General features: G+C 71.9%; 18 protein-coding genes and 1 tRNA gene. 18 read left to right on the top strand and 1 reads right to left on the bottom strand.

The window, feature by feature from the left end; all coding sequences use genetic code 11:
• The 13 genes from mreD (at position 1) to ACH34S_RS36295 (ending at position 17,520) form a co-directional block, all read left to right on the top strand.
• Entirely contained in the window at positions 1 to 600 is a 600-nt protein-coding gene (gene mreD / locus ACH34S_RS36235) for a rod shape-determining protein MreD (RefSeq protein ID WP_395957411.1), read from the top strand.
• Complete coding sequence (gene mrdA, locus ACH34S_RS36240; RefSeq protein WP_395957412.1) at positions 597 to 2,672, top strand: penicillin-binding protein 2; 2,076 nt, start codon at positions 597 to 599, stop codon at positions 2,670 to 2,672. Before mreD ends, mrdA begins: the two co-directional genes overlap by 4 nt.
• Positions 2,669 to 3,853 carry a rod shape-determining protein RodA gene (gene rodA, locus ACH34S_RS36245; RefSeq protein ID WP_395957413.1) on the top strand — a complete coding sequence of 395 codons (1,185 nt, stop codon included), beginning with the start codon at positions 2,669 to 2,671 and terminating at the stop codon, positions 3,851 to 3,853. The genes mrdA and rodA overlap by 4 nt, the downstream gene beginning before the upstream one ends.
• A gap of 56 nt (positions 3,854 to 3,909) precedes the next feature.
• Positions 3,910 to 5,832 (top strand): TIGR03960 family B12-binding radical SAM protein, encoded by a 1,923-nt coding sequence (locus ACH34S_RS36250; protein WP_395957414.1) that lies wholly within the window; start codon positions 3,910 to 3,912, stop codon positions 5,830 to 5,832.
• A gap of 444 nt (positions 5,833 to 6,276) precedes the next feature.
• On the top strand, positions 6,277 to 6,618 hold the full coding sequence (locus tag ACH34S_RS36255) for a hypothetical protein (protein WP_395957415.1): 342 nt from the start codon (positions 6,277 to 6,279) through the stop codon (positions 6,616 to 6,618).
• A 198-nt stretch (positions 6,619 to 6,816) separates the two neighbouring features.
• Positions 6,817 to 7,677 (top strand): TIGR03936 family radical SAM-associated protein, encoded by an 861-nt coding sequence (locus ACH34S_RS36260; RefSeq protein WP_395957416.1) that lies wholly within the window; start codon positions 6,817 to 6,819, stop codon positions 7,675 to 7,677.
• Positions 7,678 to 7,884: 207 nt separating this feature from the next.
• Positions 7,885 to 10,911, top strand: coding sequence for an Rne/Rng family ribonuclease (locus ACH34S_RS36265; RefSeq protein WP_395957417.1), 3,027 nt, complete (start codon positions 7,885 to 7,887; stop codon positions 10,909 to 10,911).
• A gap of 323 nt (positions 10,912 to 11,234) precedes the next feature.
• The gene (gene rplU, locus ACH34S_RS36270; protein ID WP_132178495.1) at positions 11,235 to 11,549 is read left to right on the top strand and encodes a 50S ribosomal protein L21; all 315 of its coding nucleotides are present in this window, start codon (positions 11,235 to 11,237) and stop codon (positions 11,547 to 11,549) included.
• Positions 11,550 to 11,561: 12 nt separating this feature from the next.
• The gene (rpmA, locus tag ACH34S_RS36275) at positions 11,562 to 11,819 is read left to right on the top strand and encodes a 50S ribosomal protein L27 (RefSeq protein ID WP_395957418.1); all 258 of its coding nucleotides are present in this window, start codon (positions 11,562 to 11,564) and stop codon (positions 11,817 to 11,819) included.
• Between the two features lie 82 nt (positions 11,820 to 11,901).
• On the top strand, positions 11,902 to 13,299 hold the full coding sequence (gene obgE, locus ACH34S_RS36280; protein ID WP_395957419.1) for a GTPase ObgE: 1,398 nt from the start codon (positions 11,902 to 11,904) through the stop codon (positions 13,297 to 13,299).
• Positions 13,296 to 14,432 carry a glutamate 5-kinase gene (gene proB / locus ACH34S_RS36285; RefSeq protein ID WP_395957420.1) on the top strand — a complete coding sequence of 379 codons (1,137 nt, stop codon included), beginning with the start codon at positions 13,296 to 13,298 and terminating at the stop codon, positions 14,430 to 14,432. The genes obgE and proB overlap by 4 nt, the downstream gene beginning before the upstream one ends.
• A complete protein-coding gene (locus ACH34S_RS36290; RefSeq protein ID WP_395957421.1) occupies positions 14,432 to 15,688 on the top strand; it encodes a glutamate-5-semialdehyde dehydrogenase in 1,257 nt (418 codons plus the stop codon). The genes proB and ACH34S_RS36290 overlap by 1 nt, the downstream gene beginning before the upstream one ends.
• Before the next feature lie 98 nt (positions 15,689 to 15,786).
• Positions 15,787 to 17,520, top strand: coding sequence for a TIGR03767 family metallophosphoesterase (locus ACH34S_RS36295; RefSeq protein ID WP_395957422.1), 1,734 nt, complete (start codon positions 15,787 to 15,789; stop codon positions 17,518 to 17,520).
• A gap of 117 nt (positions 17,521 to 17,637) precedes the next feature.
• On the opposite strand, the gene ACH34S_RS36300 is transcribed toward ACH34S_RS36295, so the two are convergent.
• Entirely contained in the window at positions 17,638 to 18,672 is a 1,035-nt protein-coding gene (locus ACH34S_RS36300; protein ID WP_395957423.1) for a M48 family metallopeptidase, read from the bottom strand.
• Positions 18,673 to 18,764: 92 nt separating this feature from the next.
• Between ACH34S_RS36300 and ACH34S_RS36305 the strand changes: the two genes are divergently transcribed.
• From ACH34S_RS36305 to ACH34S_RS36325, 5 genes are all read left to right on the top strand, one after another.
• On the top strand, positions 18,765 to 20,051 hold the full coding sequence (locus ACH34S_RS36305) for a phenylacetate--CoA ligase family protein (RefSeq protein ID WP_395957424.1): 1,287 nt from the start codon (positions 18,765 to 18,767) through the stop codon (positions 20,049 to 20,051).
• 53 nt (positions 20,052 to 20,104) lie between these two features.
• Complete coding sequence (gene nadD / locus ACH34S_RS36310; RefSeq protein WP_395957425.1) at positions 20,105 to 20,698, top strand: nicotinate-nucleotide adenylyltransferase; 594 nt, start codon at positions 20,105 to 20,107, stop codon at positions 20,696 to 20,698.
• Between the two features lie 169 nt (positions 20,699 to 20,867).
• A complete protein-coding gene (gene rsfS / locus ACH34S_RS36315) occupies positions 20,868 to 21,281 on the top strand; it encodes a ribosome silencing factor (RefSeq protein WP_395957426.1) in 414 nt (137 codons plus the stop codon).
• Positions 21,274 to 21,936: a histidine phosphatase family protein gene (locus tag ACH34S_RS36320; protein ID WP_395957427.1), complete on the top strand. Its 663-nt coding sequence runs from the start codon at positions 21,274 to 21,276 to the stop codon at positions 21,934 to 21,936. Before rsfS ends, ACH34S_RS36320 begins: the two co-directional genes overlap by 8 nt.
• 78 nt (positions 21,937 to 22,014) lie before the next feature.
• A tRNA-Ala gene (locus tag ACH34S_RS36325) sits at positions 22,015 to 22,087 on the top strand.
• Positions 22,088 to 22,201: the final 114 nt, after the last annotated feature.

Raw genomic sequence — 22,201 nt, forward strand, 5'->3', positions numbered from 1 at the left:
GTGCTGAACCCGCCCGAGGCGTCGCCGGCAGGCCGCAGCGTGGTGGCCGCCGTCGTGATCGCCGTGACGCTGATCCTCCAGGTGTCGGTCGCGAACCGGCTGCCGCTGCCCGGCGGCGTCCAACCCGACCTGGTGCTGCTGGTCGTGGTCGCGCTGGCGCTCGTCGCCGGGTCGATGACGGGCATGGTCACCGGGTTCCTCGCGGGCCTCGCCGCCGACATCATCCCGCCCGCCGACCACACCATCGGCCGGTACGCGCTGGTCTACTGCCTCATCGGCTACCTGTGCGGCGTCGCGTCCGACGAGATGGACCGGCAGTCGGTCGTGCCGTTCTTCGCCGTCGCCGCCGGGGCGCTCGCCGGGACCGTCCTGTACGCGGGCACCGGCATGATCCTCGGCGACCCGCGCGCCGAGTGGGCGACGGTGTCGAGCATGGTGCCGCTGCAGGTGCTGTACGACGTCATCGCGAGCCCGTTCGTCGTCTGGGCGGTGCTGCGCGCCACCCGCCGCTACGAACGCGGGGAACGTCCCCGAAGCGACACCCTTTCCGTGCCCGCCGCCCGCTACCGGGCCATGTCGGGACGGGGCGGGAGCCTGTGAACCCGCGCACCCACTTCCGCCTCGTCGTTCTGTACGTGCTGGTCGGCGCGCTGCTGCTCGTCCTCGTCGGACGCCTGTGGACGCTCCAGGTCCTGGAGGGCGAGCACTACCGGGGGATCGCCGCGCAGAACCGCACCCGCGACATCGTCGTCCCGGCCGTCCGCGGCATGATCCTCGACGATCGCGGGAAGCCCCTCGTCCGCAACACCAGCGCGCTGGTCGTGTCCGTCGACCGGACGACGCTGTCGCGGCAGAAGGACGGCGGCGAGAACATCCTGAAGAAGCTGTCCGCCGTCCTCGGCATCAGCCAAGACGAGATCACCAAACGGATCCGGCTGTGCGGGCCCGGCATCAAGCGGCCCTGCTGGCCCGGCTCCCCGTACCAGCCGATCCCCGTCGAAGACCACGTCGACCCGAAGCGCGCGCTCCAGATCATGGAGCGGCAGGAGGAGTTCCCCGGCGTCACGGCGCAGGTCCAGGCCATCCGGCACTACCCGGAGCCGGAGGGCGCCAAGCCCGCGCAGGTCCTCGGCTACCTCCAGCCGATCACGCAGGAGGAGATGGACAAGCGCACCGGCCTCAAGGTCACCGGCTACAGCGGCGTCGACCTCGTCGGACGCGCCGGGCTGGAGGCGCAGTACGACGCGGTGCTGCGCGGCGAGACCGGGTTCCGCAAGGTCCTCGTCGACAGCCAGGGACGTGTCACCGGCACCGCCGAGGAGCAGGCGCCCATCCCCGGCAACCACCTCGTCACCAGCATCGACGCGGGCGTGCAGGGCGCCGCGGAGAACGCGCTCAAGCACGCGATCGACGGCGCGCGCAAGGCGGGCCGTCCCGCGGACGCGGGCGCCGCGGTCGTGATGGACGTCCAGACCGGCCGGATGGTCGCGATGGCCAGCTACCCGACCTACGACCCGGCCATCTGGACGGGCGGCATCTCCCAGGAGCAGTACGAGGCCCTGCTCGGCAAGAAGAAGGGCGAGCCGCTGATCTCCCGCGTCACGCAGGGGCAGTTCGCGCCCGGCTCCACGTTCAAGGTCTCCTCGGTCGCCGCCGCGGTGAAGGACGGCAACGACCTCAACGGCATCTACCCGTGCCCCGGCTCGTACAACGTCGGGAACCGCGCGTTCCGGAACTTCGAGGGCCAGGGCCACGGCCCGATGAACCTGCACCGGGCCCTCGTGGTGTCCTGCGACACGATCTTCTACCGGTTCGCGTACCAGGAGTGGCAGCGCGACGGCGGGATGAAGCCGAAGAAGAACCCGTCCGACCCGATGGTGAAGATGGCGCGCGAGTGGGGGTTCGGCTCGCGCTCCGGCATCGACCTGCCCAGCGAGAGCGAGGGCCGCATCCCGGACCGGGCGTGGAAGAAGGACTACTGGGAGGCCACCAAGGCCGCCAACTGCAAGGGCGCCAAGGAGGGCTACCCGCAGGTCGCGAAGACCGACCCCGGGCGCGCCGCGTACCTGAAGGCCGTCGCGACGGAGAACTGCACCGAGGGGTTCGTGTGGCGTCCCGGTGACGCCGCGAACTTCTCCGTCGGGCAGGGCGACGTGCTGGTGACGCCGCTGCAGCTCGTCCGCGCGTACGCGGCCATCGCCAACGGCGGCAGGCTGGTCGTGCCGCGGCTCGGGGTCGCGGTGATGCGGCCGGACGGCACCGTCGTGCAGCGGATCGAGGCGCCGCCCGCCCCGCGGCTGCCCGTCGACCAGAAGGTGATCAAGTACATCCGCAAGGCGCTCGGCGACGTCACCAAGCAGGGCACGGCCGCGGGCGCGTTCGGCGGGTTCGACACCAAGACCGTCGAGGTGGGCGGCAAGACCGGCACCGCCGAGGTGTACGGCAAGGAGGACACCTCCTGGTTCGCCTCGATCGGCCCGATGAAGAAGCCGCGGTTCGCGGTGGTGGCGATGGTCTCCCAGGGCGGGACGGGCGCGTCCACGGCGGCGCCGGCCGTCCGGGAGATCTGGGAGGCCATGTACGGGACGAAGGACCGCCCGCCCCTCCTCAAGGACGGCAGGCTCCCGTCCGAGCTGCCCGCGCTGCCCGGCGTCGAGGGAACCGCGCCGTGATCACCGGGACGGGCGCCGGGAGCGTCGAGGCGTACGCGTCCCGGCGCGGGGTGCGCAGCCGGCTCGGCGGGCTGCGGCGGCTCGACTGGCCGCTGTTCCTGGCCGTGCTGGCGCTGTCGGTCATCGGCGCGCTGCTCGTCCGCTCCGCCACGTTCCAGCTGCTGACCGAGCAGGGCAAGGACCCGGAGGGCTTCGTCAAGCGGCACGTCCTGAACCTGTTCATCGGGTTCGCGCTCGGCGGCCTGGTCACCGTCCTCGACTACCGGCTGCTGCGCGCGTACGTCCCGATCCTGTACGGGGTCGCGTGCGTGGGGCTCGTCGCCGTGCTGACCCCGCTCGGCGAGACGATCAACGGCTCGCACTCGTGGATCGTGCTCGGCGGCGGCTTCCAGGTGCAGCCGTCGGAGTTCGCGAAGGTCGGCCTGGTGGTGCTGCTCGCGATGATCCTCGGCGAGCCGCGCGACGGGGAGATCGGCCCCGGCCGCCGCGACGTGCTGCTCGCGCTCGTCCTCGCCGGGGTGCCCGCGGTGCTGATCATGATGCAGCCCGACCTCGGCACCACGCTGGTGTTCATCGCCGTGGTCCTCGGCATGCTGGCGATCTCCGGCGCGCAGAAGCGGTGGCTGTTCGGCCTGGTCGGCGGCGGCGCGGCCGCGGCCGCAGCGGTGTGGTTCTTCGGCCTGCTGGAGGACTACCAGATCGACCGGTTCACCGCGTTCCTCGACCCGGAGGCCGACCCGCGCGGCGCCGGCTACAACGCTCAGCAGGCGCGGATCGCGGTCGGGTCGGGCAGCGTGTTCGGCAAGGGCCTGTTCCAGGGCGAGCAGACAGGCGGGCACTTCGTCCCCGAGCAGCAGACCGACTTCATCTTCACGGTCGTGGGGGAGGAGCTCGGCTTCGTCGGCGGCGCCGTGATCATCGCGCTGCTCGGCGTCGTGCTGTGGCGGGGCCTGCGCATCGCCACCCAGGCCGCCGACCTGTTCGGGACGCTCGTCGCGACCGGCGTCGTGTGCTGGATGGGTTTCCAGACGTTCCAGAACGTCGGCATGTCGATCGGCATCATGCCGATCACGGGCCTCCCGCTCCCGTTCGTGTCCTACGGCGGTTCCGCGACGTTCGCCAACATGATCGCGTTCGGCCTTCTGCAGGCCGTGCACGTCCGCCGCCGACCATTCGATTAGTCCCGCGCCGGTAGAGTGGATGTTCATTCCACGTCCCCTGCCCGGAGGATTCCGTCATGCCGGTCGAGTCGCTCTTCCCGCGCCTGGAACCGCTGCTCCCGGGCGTACAGAAGCCGATCCAGTACGTAGGCGGCGAGCTGAACTCCCAGATCAAGGACTGGGACGAGGCCGACGTCCGCTGGGCGCTGATGTACCCGGACGCCTACGAGGTCGGGCTGCCGAACCAGGGCGTCCAGATCCTCTACGAGATCCTGAACGAGCGCGACGGCGTCCTCGCCGAGCGGACGTACTCGGTGTGGCCCGACATGGAGGCCGTCATGCGGGAGCACGGCATCCCGCAGTTCACCGTCGACGCGCACCGCCCCGTCGCCGCGTTCGACGTCCTCGGCGTGTCGTTCTCCACCGAACTCGGCTACACGAACCTGCTGACCGCGCTCGACCTCGCCGGGATCCCCCTCGACGCCGCCGACCGCACGGACGACCACCCGATCGTGATCGCGGGCGGGCACGCCGCGTTCAACCCGGAGCCGATCGCCGACTTCGTCGACGCGGCCGTCCTGGGCGACGGCGAGGAGATCGCCCTCGCGATCACGGAAGTGATCCGCGAATGGAAGGCCGAGTCGGAACCCGGCGGCCGCGACGAACTCCTCCACCGCCTGGCCGCGTCCGGCGGCGTCTACGTCCCGCGCTTCTACGACGTCACCTACCTGCCCGACGGCCGCATCCAGCGCGTCGCGCCGAACCGCCCCGGCGTCCCGTGGCGGGTGGAGAAGCACACGGTCATGGACCTCGACCAGTGGCCGTACCCGAAGAAGCCCCTGGTCCCGCTCGCGGAGACCGTCCACGAACGGTTCAGCGTGGAGATCTTCCGCGGCTGCACCCGCGGCTGCCGGTTCTGCCAGGCCGGGATGATCACCCGTCCGGTCCGGGAGCGGTCGATCACCACCATCGGCAACATGGTCGAGCAGGGCCTCAAGGAATCGGGCTTCCAGGAGGTCGGCCTGCTCAGCCTGTCGAGCGCCGACCACAGCGAGATCGGCGACGTCGCGAAGGGCCTCGCCGACCGCTACGAGGGCACGAACACCTCCCTCTCGCTCCCGTCCACCCGCGTGGACGCGTTCAACATCACCCTCGCCAACGAGTTCTCCCGCGGCGGCCGCCGCTCCGGCCTGACGTTCGCGCCCGAGGGCGGCTCCGAACGCATGCGCAAGGTGATCAACAAGATGGTCACCGAGGACGACCTGATCCGCACCGTCACCACCGCCTACGAGAACGGCTGGCGCCAGGTCAAGCTCTACTTCATGTGCGGCCTGCCCACCGAAGAGGACGAGGACGTCCTCGCCATCGCCGACATGGCGAAACGCGTCATCCAGGCGGGCCGCGACGCCACCGGCCGCAAGGACATCCGCTGCACGGTCTCCATCGGCGGTTTCGTCCCCAAGCCGCACACCCCGTTCCAGTGGGCCGCCCAGTGCGACCACGAGACCGTCGACCGCCGCCTGCACGCCCTCAAGGACGCCCTGCGCGGCGACAAGGAGTACGGCCGCGCCATCGGCCTGCGCTACCACGACGGCCAGCCGTCCATCGTCGAGGGCCTCCTCTCCCGCGGCGACCGCCGCGTCGGCAAGATCATCCGCGCGGTCTGGGAGGACGGCGGCCGCTTCGACGGCTGGAGCGAGCACTTCTCCTACGACCGCTGGACGTCCGCCGCCGAGAAGGCACTGGCCGAGGAACCCGTAGACCTGGCCTGGTATACCATCCGCGAACGCGACGAGGTAGAAGTCCTCCCGTGGGACCACCTCGACGCGGGCCTAGACCGCGAGTGGCTCTGGCAGGACTGGCAGGACGCCGTGGACGAGACCGAGGTCGAAGACTGCCGCTGGACCCCCTGCTACGACTGCGGCGTCTGCCCCACCATGGGCACCGAAATCCAGATAGGCCCCACCGGCAAGAAACTCCTCCCCCTATCAGTCGTATAACCCCGACGACGCCCTCCGGCCCCTGCCTCACGCGGTAACGCTGCGCGCCATACCGAAATGGCGGGGCAGCCTATGACACACTCTGCGCCCTCATCCGCTCCCATACCCGGTGAGTTGGTTTCAGATGATCGAGGAATCCGTAGAAACCGCCTACGGCAACTGATCCGGACCCAAGGCAACCGGCGCTGTACGCCCTGGTCCTCTCGCTCTGGGAGGAAACAGCTACAAAGAGGTGCTGGGCGACGGCCTCAGCCCGCAGGCGGCCGTTGCCATGGCGGCAGCCCACCTTCCCGAGAACTGCGGCAGGGATGACGGGAAATGCTACGACAATGCCGGTGGGACGATTTTCCCGGTCCTGAATTTTATGACCCGGGGGCGGTTGAGGACGCTCTGCTGAGCGTGCGTAATACCAGTGGCTCCGGTCGTGGTCGAGGCGCCGATCTGATGACGGTGGTGGGGAATGATCACGGTGGGACGCTCTATCCGGCCGCCGTCATGGCGGTAGAGCGGCTGTTGGAGATCGTCCGGGACGTCCCCGGGCCGCCTCGTGAGCTGGCGCTGAACATCATCCTGGACTGGTGGGGCACGTTTCAGGCAGAGCCCGGCTTTGAAGAGTTCGAACTTCCGGACGGCACCGTCATGCAGACCGTGCCGGCGATCATGGAGCGAGTGAGCGCGGCCAGGCCGATGCTCCAGGCGATCGTGGACGAGCTCGGCACGCGGAAGAAGGAGGCGAAACTCCTCCTCGCCTGCATCGACGCAGGCTGGATCGCGCTCGACTGCTAGCCGGGGCCCGAGCTTCTCCGGGGCGGCCGCTCGACCATCGCGTGGCCAGGGGCGGCGGGGCGGGAAGGCCTCTGGTGTAGGGGATGCGGGGCTGCTGGGGCATGGGGTGGGCGCGGGGGTGGGCGGGGGGACGTACTCTATAGGGAGACCTTTGATTTCGACTCGACGCGAGTAGGAAGGACCAGAACCCTGGCACCCATGCCGGAGGGTCCGCCGCCGGCCCCCGTGACCCAGCGACTGCGCGTCCGCTATGCCAAGCGGGGCAGGCTGCGGTTCACGAGCCACCGCGACATTTCCCGGGCCGTGGAACGCGCCGTCAGGCGCGCCGGGATCCCTGTCGCGTTCAGCGGCGGGTTCACGCCTCACCCGAAGATCTCGTATTCGGGTGCGGCGGCGACAGGGGTGGCCAGTGAGGCGGAATACCTGGAGATCGGGCTCACCGCGCCGCGCGACCCTGCGCGGGTGCGGGCCGATCTCGACGCGGCCCTGCCTCCCGGGCTCGACATCGTCGATGTCGTGCCGGTACGAGCGGGACGCGACGGCGACGCGCAGCCGAAGGCGGGCGCGTTCGCCGATCGGCTCGAGGCGTCCGAGTGGCGGATCCGGCTGGACGGCGTGTCATCCGACGATGCAGCCGCCGCCGTGGCCGCCTTCATGGGCGCCGACGAGGTCGAGGTGGAACGCCTCACGAAGAAGGGGCTGCGCCGTTTCGACGTGCGCGCCGCCGTGTCCTCCTGTGAGCTGGACCGGCGCGCCGCGGACGCGGTGGATGCCCCTTGTGCGATACTTCGAATGGTTGTTCGGCATACCACACCTGCCGTACGACCCGACGACATCCTCACCGGACTGCGCCAGGTCGCCGACCTCGCGCCGCCGTCACCTCCACTGGTGACCAGGCTGGCGCAGGGGCCCCTCGACGCGGACTCCGGTGGCCTCGCGGATCCTCTGGGACCCGACCGGGAGATCGGACCGCCGTCCGGCGAAGACGCCGATACGGCCCGCGGCCAGGAGCGGCCGCTGCCCGGGGACGCCGCGAGCGTGGATGCCGTCAGCGCCTGACCGTGAGACCGAAGCCGTGGCGACACGGAACCGGTCCCGCAGGGTACGGCGGGCGCACCCCCGACGACTTCGTCGTCATGGCCGGACCACCGTCCGGCGGTGACGGCACCGACGACTGATGGAGTGCTCCCGTGCGGCGCACCGCATCGATTCGCCCCTCGGCGGAGCGTGCGGACGCGCCCGGGAGCCTGACGGGAGATTGCCCGGATGCTTGAGAACGAAGCCGATTCGGCCAACGCCGATGGCACAGAGAACGAGAACGCCGAGAACACCGGCACGGAGAGCGCGGACGCGAAGGGCGGGAACGGCGCGGCGGTGACGTCGCGCGCGCGGCGCGCCAGCCGTCCGGCGGGACCGCCGCCGGAGGCCGCTTCCGCTGCGGCGGAGCCCGCCGAGCAGGCGGGGGAGGCCGCGTCGGCCGAGGAGGCCCCCGAGCCGCCGAAGCGCACCACCAGGACGCGCACGCGCACCAGGAGCGGGAAGGCCGCCGAGACGCCCGAGCCCGTCCCGATGACCGGCGCCGAGATCTCCCCGGACACCGAGACCGAGCCCCCGGCCGCGCCGGAGACCGAGCAGCCCGCCGAGGAGGCGCCCGCGCCGCGTACCCGGACCCGGACGCGCACCCGCCGTCCGGCCGCGTCCGCGGAGGCGGCCGTGCCCGCCGTCCCGCAGGTGCCGGACGTGCCCTCCGCCGAGCAGGCGCAGGTGTCGGAGACCGAGCCCGCCAGCGGTGTCGGCGTCCCGGGCGTGACGTTCCAGCCGCCGATGGTCGTGTTCCAGCCGCCGCAGCCGAAGCCGGCCGAGACCTCCACCCGGCCCAAGGACGAGCCGAAGCACGAGCCCGCCGAAGACTCCGACGAGGAGAGCGACGAGCGGGGCTCCGACGAGGACGAGTCCGACGACCGCCCGTCCCGCCGCCGCCGTCGCCGTGGCGGCCGCGGCCGCGGGCGGAGCGGCAAGGAAGGCGCCGACGACGAGGCACAGGGCGACGAGGCGGAGCCCGAGGAGAAGGACGAGGAGCCCGCCAAGGCCGTCAAGAAGGACAAAGCGCCCAAGAAGGACACCAAGTCCGCCAAGAAGGGCAAGGAGAAGGAGCCCAAGGCGGAGGAGGGCGAGCGCGAGGCCGCCGACGACGAGGACGACGACGATGCCGGGCAGGGCGGGTCGAGCCGCCGCCGGCGCCGTCGCAGGCGCCGCTCCGGGACCGACGGCGAGGGCGGGACCACCGACGACCCGCCGAACACCGTCGTCCACGTCCGCACCGCCCGCGAGGCCCGTGCCGCCGCCGAGGACGAGGTCCAGTCCGTCCGGGGCTCGACCCGGCTGGAGGCCAAGAAGCAGCGCCGCCGGGAGGGCCGCGAGCAGGGCCGCCGCCGCCCGCCGGTGATCACCGAGGCCGAGTTCCTGGCCCGCCGCGAGGCCGTCGAGCGCGTCATGGTCGTGCGGCAGGAGGGCGAGCGCACGCAGATCGCCGTCCTGGAGGACGACGTCCTCGTCGAGCACTACGTCAACCGCGCCACCCACCAGAGCTACGTCGGCAACGTCTACCTGGGCAAGGTGCAGAACGTCCTGCCGTCCATGGAGGCGGCGTTCGTCGACATCGGCAAGGGCCGCAACGCCGTCCTGTACGCGGGCGAGGTCAACTGGGACGCCTCCGGCCTGGAGGGCCAGCCGCGCCGCATCGAGTCGGCGCTGAAGTCGGGCCAGTCGGTGCTCGTCCAGGTCACCAAGGACCCGCTCGGCCACAAGGGCGCCCGTCTCACCAGCCAGGTCTCGCTGCCCGGCCGCTACCTCGTGTACGTGCCGGACGGCTCGATGACCGGCATCAGCCGCAAGCTCCCCGACAAGGAGCGCAGCCGCCTCAAGGCGATCCTGAAGAAGGTCATGCCGGAGAACGCCGGCGTGATCGTCCGGACCGCCGCCGAGGGCGCCACCGAGGAGGAGCTGTCCCGGGACGTCTCGCGCCTGGCCGCCCAGTGGGACAACATTCAGAAGAAGGTGAAGACGGCCTCCGCGCCGTCCCTGCTGTACGGCGAGCCCGACCTGACGATCCGCGTCGTCCGCGACATCTTCAACGAAGACTTCTCCAAGCTCGTCGTGTCCGGCGAGGGCGCCTGGGACACCGTCTCCGAGTACGTCGAGTACGTCGCGCCGCACCTCGCCGAGCGCGTCGAGCGCTGGACGGGGAAGCAGGACGCCCTGACCGCGTACCGCATCGACGAGCAGATCGCCAAGGCCCTCGACCGCAAGGTGTGGCTGCCCTCCGGCGGCTCCCTGGTGATCGACCGCACCGAGGCGATGACGGTCATCGACGTCAACACCGGCAAGTTCACCGGGCAGGGCGGCAACCTGGAGGAGACCGTCACCCGCAACAACCTGGAGGCGGCCGAGGAGATCGTCCGCCAGCTCCGGCTCCGCGACATCGGCGGCATCGTCGTGATCGACTTCATCGACATGGTGCTGGAGAGCAACCGCGATCTGGTCCTGCGCCGCCTCGTGGAATGCCTGTCGCGGGACCGTACCAAGCATCAGGTCGCCGAGGTCACCTCGCTCGGCCTGGTGCAGATGACCCGCAAGCGCGTCGGCCAGGGCCTGCTGGAGGCGTTCTCAGAGACCTGCGAGTCGTGCGGCGGACGCGGCATCCACGTCCACCTGTCGCCGGTCGAGCCGAAGGCGGACAAGGCGGCGGGCAAGGAGAGCGGCCGCCGCCGCAGGCGCAAGGGCGAGGTCGAGAGGGCCGTCGAGGAGAAGCTGGCCGAGCACGAGACGCGCTCGGCGGAGCCCGCCGAACCGCCCGCGCCGGAGCCGACGGAGCCGGAGCCGACCGTGGCGTCCGAGCCCGTCGAGGCCCCCGAGCCCGCCGAGCCGGTGGTGCGTGCGCGCCGTCGCAGGTCGGGCCCGGCCAAGCGGCCCGCCGGTCCGCCGCCGGAGTTCGACGCCGAAGAGTCCCCGGCGCAGGCGGCCGTCGAGGCGGCCGAAGCCGAGGCCGAGACCGCCGGGACGTCCCCGGCCGCGCTCGACTCCGCCGAGCCGGTCCCGGTCACGTCCAACGGCACCGAGCCGGCCGGCAAGGACCTCAACGGCTCCGCGCCCGCCGCCCCCGAGCCGAACGGCGCCCCCGCGGACGCCGCCCAGCCCGAGGCGAAGGACGAGGAAGCGCCGGTCACCCGGCGCCGCGCCCGCCGCACCACCGCGGCGTCAGCGGCCCAGACCGCCGAAGCGGAAGCCGAGTAGCGACCCGTCCGGCGGGCAGGCGCGTCCCGCGCCCGCCCGCCGGGGGCGCCCCTTCTGAGTCAGGGTGCGTTCCAGCTGAGGCATCCGGTAGGCTTGTACATCGGCGCGTCTTGTACAGGCCGTCTCGATCTGCACCGCGAATCCCTCCGGGGGCGTTCGGTGCGCACCTCGCCGATCCGGTGGGGTCCAGCAGAGAGCACCAGGGTTTCTCTGGTGTGCCGCCTTCGGCCCGGAGCCGGAGGTAGGCCCCCATCCGGGGGCTGGTGTAGCCACGCGCGGGACCGGTTCAGTCCGGAAGCGCGCGAAGACGAAGGGTTTCCGCGGTGTACGCGATTGTCCGCGCAGGCGGCAGGCAGGAGAAGGTCGCCGTCGATGACGTGCTGACCGTCGACAAGCTGGCCGGCGATGTCGGCTCGACCGTGACGTTCCCGGCCGTGCTGGTCGTCGACGGTGACACGGTCGTCAGCGGCTCGGCCGACCTCGCGCGCTATGAGGTGACCGCCGAGATCCTCGGCGCGGTCAAGGGCCCGAAGATCAACATCATGCACTACCGGAACAAGACCGGGTACAAGCGGCGGATGGGGCACCGTCAGCCGTACACCGAGGTCAAGATCACCGGTATCAAGGCCGGGAAGTAAGGGAGCGGTCACATGGCACACAAGAAGGGCGCGTCGTCCAGCCGCAACGGCCGTGACTCCAACGCCAAGCGCCTCGGTGTGAAGCGGTTCGGCGGCCAGGTCGTCAACGCCGGCGAGATCATCGTCCGGCAGCGCGGCACCCACTTCCACCCCGGTCCCGGTGTCGGGCGCGGCGGCGATGACACGCTGTTCGCGCTGGTCGCGGGCTCGGTGAAGTTCCGCCGCTACCGCGGCCGCAACGCCGTGAGCGTCGTCCCCCCGGTGGAGTAGTCCGCCGGGTACAGAGACTTTTTGTCGAAAGGGCGGACCGTCGTCGGTCCGCCCTTTCGCCGTTTCCATCGAGGAGATCACCGTGGCCGCTGGAGCGGGATCGGGTGCGCAGTTCGTCGACCGGGTGGTGCTGCACGTCGCCGCCGGCAACGGCGGCAACGGCTGCGCGTCGATCCACCGGGAGAAGTTCAAACCGCTCGGCGGCCCGGACGGCGCGAACGGCGGGCGGGGCGGCGACGTCGTCCTGGTCGTCGACGCGAACGCCGCGAGCCTCCTGGAGTACCACCGGCGCCCGCACCGCAAGGCGGGCAACGGCCGTCCCGGGCAGGGCGGCCACCGGACGGGCGCGGACGGCGGCGACGTGGTCCTGCCCGTCCCGGACGGCACCGTCGTCAAGGAGGGCGACGAGGTCGTCGCCGACCTGGTCGGCGAGGGCACCCGGTTCGTGATCGCGCGCGGCGGCAACGGCGGGCTGGGGAACGCGGCCCTCGCGACGGCCAAGCGCAAGGCCCCCGGGTTCGCGCTGCTCGGCGAGCCGGGGGAGGCGCGCGACGTCGTCCTGGAGCTGAAGAGCGTCGCGGACGTCGCGCTCGTCGGCTTCCCCAGCGCGGGCAAGTCGTCGCTGATCGCCGCGCTGTCCGCCGCCAAGCCGAAGATCGCCGACTATCCGTTCACGACGCTGATCCCGAACCTCGGCGTGGTCGAGGCGGCCGACACGACGTTCACCGTCGCGGACGTCCCGGGCCTGATCGAGGGCGCCAGCGAGGGCCGCGGCCTCGGCCTGGACTTCCTGCGCCACATCGAGCGCTCGTCCACGCTCGCGCACGTCCTCGACTGCGCGACGATGGAGCCGGGACGCGACCCCGTCAGCGACTTCGAGGTCATCGAGCGCGAGCTGCAGGCCTACGACCGGGTGCTCGGCGACCGGCCGCTGTCGGACCGGCCCCGCATCGTCGTGCTGAACAAGATCGACGTCCCGGACGGGCGCGACCTCGCCGAGATGGTCCGCCCCGAGTTCGAGGCGCGCGGCCTGAAGGTGTTCGAGGTGTCGGCCGCGACGCGCGAGGGCCTGCGGGAGCTGTCGTTCGCGATGGCGGCGATGGTGGGCGAGTACCGCGCGTCGCTGCCGCAGGCGGAGCCGACCCGCATCGTCATCCGGCCCGAGCCGGTCGGCGGCGACACCGACTTCGAGGTCAGGGACCTCGGCGACAACACCTACCTGATCACCGGCACGAAGCCCGTCCGGTGGCTGCGGCAGACCGACTTCGCCAACGAGGAGGCCGTCGGCTACCTCGCCGACCGGCTCGCGCGGCTCGGCGTCGAGGAGGCGCTCGCCAAGGCGGGCGCGGCCGCGGGCGCCACGGTCCTGATCGGCACGCCGGACGAGTCGGTCGTCTTCGACTGGGAGCCCGAGGTCGCGGCGGGCGACGGCGCCCCCGGACCGCGCGGCACCGACCGACGCCTGGGCGGACGCCCATGAGCGACCACGGCGTCGGCATCGAGCGCGAGGCGATCGCGAAGGCCCGCCGGATCGTGGTGAAGGCGGGCTCGTCGTCGCTGACCACCCCGGACGGGACGATCGACGCCGGCCGCATCGACGCGCTGGTGGACGTCCTCGCGGCCCGCCGCGCCGACGGCACCGAGATCGTGTTCGTGTCGTCCGGCGCGATCGCCGCGGGTCTCGGGCCGCTGGGCCTGACCCGGCGGCCGCGCGATCTCGCCACCCAGCAGGCGGCGGCGAGCGTCGGCCAGGGCCTGCTGTTCGCCCGCTACACGGCGGCGTTCGCGCGGCACGGGCTGACGGCCGGGCAGGTGCTGCTCACCGCCGACGACATGATGCGCCGCTCCCACCACCGCAACGCGCAGCGCACGCTCGCGCAGCTCCTCGCCCTCGGCATCATGCCGATCGTGAACGAGAACGACACCGTCGCCACCGACGAGATCCGGTTCGGCGACAACGACCGGCTCGCCGCGCTGGTCGCCCATCTGATCCGCGCGGACGCGCTGATCCTGCTGTCGGACGTCGACGCCCTCTACACCGGCGACCCGCGCCGTCCCGGCGCCCGCCGCATCACCGACGTGCACGGTCCGGACGACCTGAAGGACGTCAAGCTCGGCCGGTCCGGACGCGTCGGCACCGGCGGCATGGTCACCAAGGTCGAGGCGGCCCGGATCGCGGGCATCCCGGTCGTGCTGACGAACGCCGCGTCCGCCGCGCAGGCGCTCGCGGGCGACGGCGTCGGGACGCTGTTCCACCCGGCCGGCGGCCGCCGCATGTCCACCCGGAACCTGTGGCTCGCCCACGCCACCACCGGGCAGGGCCGCGTCACGCTCGACCCCGGCGCGGTCGACGCGGTCGTGGGGCGCCGCAAGTCGCTGCTCCCGGCAGGGGTGACCGGCGTGTCCGGCGACTTCGCCGCGGGCGACCCCGTCGACCTGTGCGACACCGCGGGCCGGGTCGTGGCGCGCGGGCTGGTGAACTACGACGCCGCTGAGATCCCCGACCTGATGGGCCGCTCGACCCGATGGCTGGCCCGGGAGCTCGGCGCCGAATACGAACGCGAGATAATCCACCGCGATCACCTGGTGGTTCTATCCGAAGGGGACGTGTGATGAGCGAGGCCGAGGAGTTCGTGCGGGTGGCGCGGCGCGCCCGGGAGGCCGCGGCGGGGCTGGCCCCGCTGCCGCGGACGGCGAAGGACGCGGCGCTGCACCGCATCGCCGACGCCCTGCTCGCCGCCGTCCCGGAGCTCGTCGAGGCGAACGCGGCCGATGTGGCGCGGGCCCGGGAGAACGGCACGTCCGAGTACATGATCGACCGGCTGAGCCTGTCGGAGGGCCGGATCGCCGCGATCGCCGACGCCGTCCGGAAGGTCGCCGCGCTGCCGGACCCGGTGGGGGAGAGCGTGCGCGGGAACGTGCTGCCGAACGGGCTGGAGCTGCGGCAGGTGCGGGTGCCGCTCGGCGTCGTCGGGATGATCTACGAGGGCCGCCCGAACGTGACCGTGGACGCCGCCGCGCTGTGCCTGAAGAGCGGGAACGCGGCGCTGCTGCGCGGCTCGTCGTCGGCGCACGACTCGAACACGGCGCTGGTCAGGGTGATGCAGCGGGCTCTGGCGGACACGCGGGTCCCGGCGGAGGCGGTGCAGCTCGTCCCGGGCACGTCCCGCGAGTCGGTGAAGCACCTGATGCGGGCGCGCGGCCTGGTGGACGTGCTGATCCCGCGCGGCGGCGCCTCGCTGATCAACTCGGTGGTGCAGGAGTCGACGGTCCCGGTGATCGAGACGGGCGTCGGGAACTGCGCGGTGTACGTGGACGCCGCCGCCGATGTCGACATGGCCGTCGAGATCCTGCTGAACGCGAAGACGCAGCGCCCGTCGGTGTGCAACGCGGCGGAGACGTTCCTGGTGCACGCCGACGTGGCCGACGTGTTCGTCCCGCGCGCGCTTGAGGCGCTCCGTAACGCGGGTGTCACGGTCCACGGCGATGACCGCATCCGGTCGTACGGGGACGACGTCGTCGCGGCGACGGAGGACGACTGGCGCGCGGAGTACCTGTCCCTCGACATCGCCGCCCGCGTCGTCGACTCGCTGGACGACGCCGTCGCGCACATCCGCGAGTACGGCTCGGGCCACACCGAGGCGATCGTCACGACGTCGCAGCCCGCCGCGAAGCGCTTCGTCGCCCTGGTGGACTCGGCCGCGGTGATGGTGAACGCGTCCACGCGCTTCACCGACGGCGAGGAGTTCGGCTTCGGCGCGGAGATCGGCATCTCGACGCAGAAGCTGCACGCCCGCGGCCCGATGGGGCTGCCGGAGCTGACGTCCACCAAGTACGTGGTGACGGGCGAGGGCCACCTGCGCGGCTAGCGCAAGGGGCGATCTGTGACAATTTGACCATTGATGTCACGTCGTGGGGCGTGGTGTGATTCGCGATTGTGACTCGTGAGTACACTCGCCGCCGCGTATTGAAGGGGGCCGCCCTCGGCGCAGGGCTCGCCTCCACCGGACTCGTGGCGTTCCCCTCGCGCCCTGCCTCCGCCGCACCAGCGGCAGCCCCCGCACTCCGCGGACCCGTCGACGGCACCACCCTCGCCCGGACGTACCTGCTCGGTGCCGCCGGAGCCGGCGGCTACCGTCCGGTGATCACCGGGCCGGGCGAGCCGCACATCCTCCGCCGCGACCTCGGCGGCGCCGCGTCCGCGCGGCGCGCCGTGCGGCGCCGTCCCCTCCTGGCGTTCGGCCAGCTCACCGACGTGCACGTCGTCGACGCGCAGTCCCCGGCCCGCGTCGAGTTCCTCGACCGCTTCAAGCAGGTCATGAACGTGCCCGTGCAGAGCGCGTACCGGCCGCAGGAGATCCTGTCCATGCAGGTCGCCGAGGCGATGGTCCGGGCGATGAACCGTGTCGGGCGGGGCCCGGCGACCGGGCTGCCGCTCGCGTTCGCCATCAACACCGGCGACGCGGCCGACAACGTCCAGTTCAACGAGACCCGCTGGATCATCGACCTGCTGGACGGCCGCCGCATCAGCCCCGACTCCGGCGACCCGGGCCGGTACGAGGGCGTCATGGACTGGGCGTCCTACGACCGCGCGTTCTGGCATCCCGAAGGCCCGCCGCCCGGCGCCGACGCCGACATCCCGATCACCGCGTTCGGCTTCCCGCGCGTGCAGGGCCTGATCGACGCCGCGCGCAGGCCCTTCGAGGCGACCGGGCTGGACGCCCCATGGCTCGCCGTGTTCGGCAACCACGACGGCCTCGCCCAGGGGAACATGCCCGTCAACCCGCTCATCTCGGGCCTCGCCACCGGCGACATCAAAGTCGGCGTCCCGGCGAACGAGGCCCAGGCCCAGGCCCTCGCCCGGATCCTGGCCACGGGCGACGCCGCGGGACTCCTGCAGCTCATCCGCGAGCATGGCACCGCGGACGGCCTGTTCCGCCGCGTGACGCCCGACCCGGACCGCCGCATGCTGTCGCGCAAGGAGGTCGTCGCCGAGCACTTCAACACGGCGGCGCGGCTGCGCGGCCACGGCTTCACCCGGGGCAACCTCCGCGAAGGGACGGCCTACTACGCGTTCGGCAGGCGCCTCGTCCGCGGGCTCGTCCTGGACACCGTCAACCCGAACGGGCAGCCCGAGGGCTCGCTCGACAGGCAGCAGCTCGCTTGGCTGGAATCCGAGCTGAAGGCGGGCAGCAGCCGCTACTTCGCCCCGGACGGCTCCGTCGTCGGGCAGCGGGTGCGGGACCGGCTCTTCGTCCTGTTCAGCCACCACCCGATCGGCTCCCTGGACAACGGCCTCGGCGGCGACCGCGTCCTGGGCGACGAGGTCAAGGCGCTGCTGCTGCGCTACCCGAACGTGATCCTGTGGGTGAACGGCCACACGCACCGCAACCATGTGATCCCGCACACCCGCACGAGTGGCGGGGGGTTCTGGGAGGTGAACACGGCCGCGCACATCGACTTCCCGCAGCAGAGCCGCATCATCGAACTCGCCGACAACGGCGACGGCACCCTGTCGATCTTCGGGACGATCCTCGACTCGGCCGGTCCCGCGTCCTACGGTGGCCGCCTCGACGACCCCGTCCGGCTGGCGTCGCTGTCCCGCGAGCTGGCGGGCAACGACTGGCAGTCCCGCGAGGAGGACCGCCGCGGCGACGCCGAGGACCGCAACGTCGAACTCCTCCTGCCCGCCCCCTTCTAGCACCGCGCAGAGAACGAGAAAGGCCGCCGCGCCCATGTCGCGGCGGCCTGGCGGTCGCTCCCCGTTGTCGTTGCTCCAGCTGGTCGTCGTTGCTTCGGCTGGTCGCCGTCTGCCGGGCTAGTTGCCGTCGGTCGGGCCGTTGTCGCGGCGGGCGAACCGGTCGAAGATCCCGCCGGCCGCACCGGCCGCCGCGTCCGCCATGTCGCGCACCTTGCCCACGAACGGGTCGGCCGTCCGCTCCCACGACTCCCGGTACGACCTGGCCGCCTCCCTGACCTCGTCGGTGACCGAGGCGCGGCCGTCGTCGTCGCGGCGCGGGTACTCGCCGGCGAGGATCCGCTCGTACTCGCCGCTGCGCGCCCACCGGTCGATCTCCGCGAACCGGATCACCGCGAACGGGTGCGACTGCCCGAGCAGGTTCAGGAACTTCAGCAGCCCGTCCCGGACGTCGCCGGCCGCGTCGTACTCGCGGGCCTGCGCCAGGAACGCCTCGCTGCTCATCTCGCCGAGCCGCGTCCCGCCGGCCAGCTTCATCATCACGCGCTTCGCGGCGTCGAGGTCCTGCCCGGCGAGCAGCCCCGCCCGGTCGGACGACAGCTCCGCCTTCCGGAACCACTCCCGCAGCCCGATGATGATCGCCGCGATGCCCATGTTGCCGAGCGGCAGCCACGCCAGCCGCGACCCGAGCTGCAGCAGGATCTGCATCATCGTCTGGTACACCGCGTGCCCGGACAGGATGTGCCCGACCTCGTGGCCGACGACGAACCGCAGCTCCTCGTCGTCCAGCAGGTCGATCAGGCCGGTGTTCAGCACGATGAACGGGTGGTCGGAACCGAGCGCCATCGCGTTGGGCGTCGGGTCCTGCCGGACGTACAGCTCCGGCACCTCAGGCATGTCCAGGACGTACGCCGCGTCGCGGACCATGTCATAGATGTTGCGGAACTGGTCTTCGCCGACGCGTACCGTCCCGCCGAGGAACATCAGCCGCAGCGACCGCTCGTTGATCAGCCCCGACAGCTTGCGCAGGACGACATCGAACCCGGACAGCGAGCGCAGCGCCACGAGCGCCGATCGGTCCGCCGGGTGTTCGTAGGCCCGGGAACTGATCCCCGGGAACCGCGTCCGTGCTCGATCCGGTGTGTTCTCCGTCATGTCTGGCATGGTAGTTCCGACGAACCACCGTGTCGCTGGGTTCCCCGCCGTGGATCCCTCGACCGGCTCCGGCCGCGCCCGGGAGGCGATCCATGTTCGACCCGAAAGCCGAGGCGATGTCCCTCGACGAGCGCGCCGCGCTGCAGCGGCACCGTCTCTGGGGGCTGGTCGACCGGCTTCTCGCGGCGGACGGCGTCCAGGGCCGCCGGCTGAAGGACGCCGGCGTCGGCGGCGGCGCCGACGTCACCCTCGCCGGGCTCCCGAACCTCCCGTTCACCACCAAGCAGGACCTCTGGGACAACTACCCGTTCGGGATGCTCGCCGTCCCGCGCGACCAGGTCGCCGCCGTGCACGGCTCCAGCGGGACGCGCGGCCGCCCCACCCTCGTCTCCTACACCAAGGCCGACCTCGACCTGTGGGCGGCCATGTGCGCGCGCTCGCTGTCGTGCGCGGGGGCCTCGCCGGGGAGCATCGTCCACAACGCCTACGGCTACGGCCTGTTCACCGGCGGGATCGGCATCCACCAGGGCGCCGTCGCGCTCGGCGCGACCGTCGTGCCGATGTCGGGCGGCATGACCGACCGGCAGGTCCGGATGCTCGCCGACCTCCGCGCCGACGTCCTGACCTGCACCCCCGCCTACGCCCTCCGGCTCGGCGAGGCGCTCGCGGACGCCGGGGTCGAACCGACCGCGCTGAAGGCGGGCCTCTTCGGCGCCGAACCCTGGTCGGAGGAGCTGCGCACCGCCATCGAGAACGTCCTGCCGATCAAGGCGATGGACATCTACGGCCTGTCCGAGGTCATCGGCCCCGGCGTCGCCACCGAATGCCTCGAACAGGACGGCCTGCACGTCAACGAGGACCACTTCATCGTCGAGACCGTCGACCCGTCCACCGGCGAGCCCGTCAAGGACGGCACGCCCGGCGAGCTGGTGTTCACCACCCCGACCAAGCAGGCGCTGCCGCTGCTGCGCTACCGCACCGGCGACATCGCGTCCCTGACCCGCGGCGAATGCAACTGCGGGCGGACGCTCGTCCGGATGAGCAAGGTACTCGGGCGCGCCGACGACATGCTCGTCGTCCGGGGCGTCAACGTGTACCCGAGCGAGGTCGAGCGCGTCCTGCTCGGGTCCGGGCTCGTCCGGCCGCACTACCAGCTCATCGTCGACCGCCGCAGCCCCGCCGTCCGCCTCCTGGTCGCCTGCGAGGCCCTCGCCGGCAACCCCCGGACCGAGCTCGTCCACGCCCTGCACGAGACGCTCGGGCTCACCGCGGAGGTGTTCGTGCTGCCCGGCGGCACCGTGCCGCGCGTCGAGGTCGGCAAGGCCGTCCGCGTCGTGACCTGGGAGGACGGCGCCGCGCCCCTCCCCGGCCTCGGCTGAGCTTCGGGGCCCGGCCGTTCCGCGCCCCGGCCCCGCTGACTATTCTCGTCGCCATGACGCAAAAGCGCCGGCTGGGGATCATGGGCGGCACGTTCGACCCGATCCACCACGGGCACCTCGTGGCCGCGAGCGAGGTCGCGCACTTCTACTCGCTGGACGAGGTCGTGTTCGTGCCCACCGGCCTGTCGTCCCACAAGGAGGGACGCAAGGTCGCCGCCGCCGAGGACCGCTACCTCATGGCCGTGATCGCCACCGCGTCCAACCCGCGCTTCTCCGTCAGCCGCGTCGACATCGACCGTCCCGGCCCCACCTACACCGTCGACACGCTCCGCGACATGCGGCGGATCCAGGGCCCCGACGCCGACCTGTTCTTCATCACCGGCGCCGACGCCCTGGAGAAGATGCTGACCTGGCACGACACCGACGAGCTGTTCGAGCTCGCGCACTTCATCGGCGTCACCCGCCCCGGCCACCGGCTCGCCGACCCCGGCCTGCCCAACGGGCGGGTCTCCCTCATGGAGGTCCCCGCCCTGTCGATCTCCTCGACCGAATGCCGCGACCGCGTCCACTCCGGCGAGCCCATCTGGTATCTCGTCCCGGACGGGATCGTCCAGTACATCAACAAACGCGACCTTTACCGGAGCTGACCCCGGTCGCGGCGCGGGACGAAACGGACGCCCGGTCCTGGGACATACCCTGGTAGGGGAAGGGCCGCGGGACCGATGCGGCCGAACGAAAACATGGGGGGCCGTTGTCCGCCGCGCGTGAGAAGGTGGTAGCGGAGACGACCCCTACAGGGAGGATCGCGAGCGCATCGTGACCGCATCCGAGAGGGCGGCACAGCTCGTCCGGATCGCCGCAGAGGCGGCGGGCGACAAGCTGGCCGACGACATTCTTGCCTACGACGTGAGCGAGCAGCTCGTCATCACCGACGCTTTCGTGCTCTGCTCCGCCCCCAGCGACCGCCAGGTCCGCGCCATCGTCGACGAAGTCGAGAAACGCCTCCGCGAGGACGCCGGCGCCAAGCCCGTCCGCCGCGAAGGCGAGCGCGAAGGCCGCTGGGTGCTGCTGGACTACGCGGACATCATCGTGCACATCCAGCACGAAGAAGACCGCATGTTCTACGCGCTCGAACGGCTCTGGAAAGACTGCCCCCTCATCGACCTGCCGGACCATGTCACCGCCCACCAGGACCACCGCGCCCGGGCCGTCGGGAGCGCGAGTGAGTGACGCCGGCCCCACCCGCCAGCCGGGGAAACGGCGGCTCGTGCTCTGGCGACACGGTCAGACCACCTGGAACCTCGAACACCGCTTCCAGGGCCAGACCGACGTCCCCCTCGACGACACCGGGCTGGAGCAGGCCCGGCGAGCGGCACGCCTCCTCGCCGGGCTCCGCCCCACCGCCCTCCTGGCCTCCCCGCTCCGCCGGGCCGCCGACACCGCCCAGGCCCTGGCCGACATCACCGGACTCCCCGTCCGCTACGACCGGGACCTCATCGAACGCGGCGGCGGCGTCTGGGAGGGCCTGACCAACCGCGAGATCCGCGAACGGTACCCGGCCGAACACGCCGCCTGGCAGCCACCCGGCGGCGAGACCAGCGCCCAGGTCGCCAAACGCGTCGGCGCCGCCCTCGAACGCGCCCTCGACGACCTCCCGCCCACCGGGCAGCTCGTCGTCGCCTCCCACGGCGCTGCGCTCCGCCTCGGCATGTCCCACCTCCTCGGCCTCCCCGAAGAGACCTGGGAACGCCTCGGCGGCCTCGCCAACTGCTGCTGGTCCGTCGTCACCGAGATGCGCGACGGCGGCTGGCGCCTCGCCGAACACAACGCCGGCACCCTGCCCGAACCCGTCCTCAGCGACGACCGCCCCGAAGCCGGAACCTGACCCGCAAACGATTCGAGCCGCGCCCGCCCCGTCCGATACACTGGCGGGGCGCTGCGGGATGAACGTCCACGCAGCGGCGGGGCTATGGCGCAGTTGGTAGCGCGCCTCCATGGCATGGAGGAGGTCTGGGGTTCGAATCCCCATAGCTCCACTCGGAGTTGGGAGTGGTGTGGTCGGAGCCGGGGCTCCTTCCCGCCACTCCTTCGTCATGTTGACCCGGGGGCGACCCCCGGACCCCCGATGTGGGGGGCTCCGCCCCCCACAT

The sequence above is a fragment of the Actinomadura sp. 3N508 genome (genome assembly GCF_044326375.1).
In the GTDB taxonomy this organism is placed as follows: Bacteria; Actinomycetota; Actinomycetes; order Streptosporangiales; family Streptosporangiaceae; genus Spirillospora.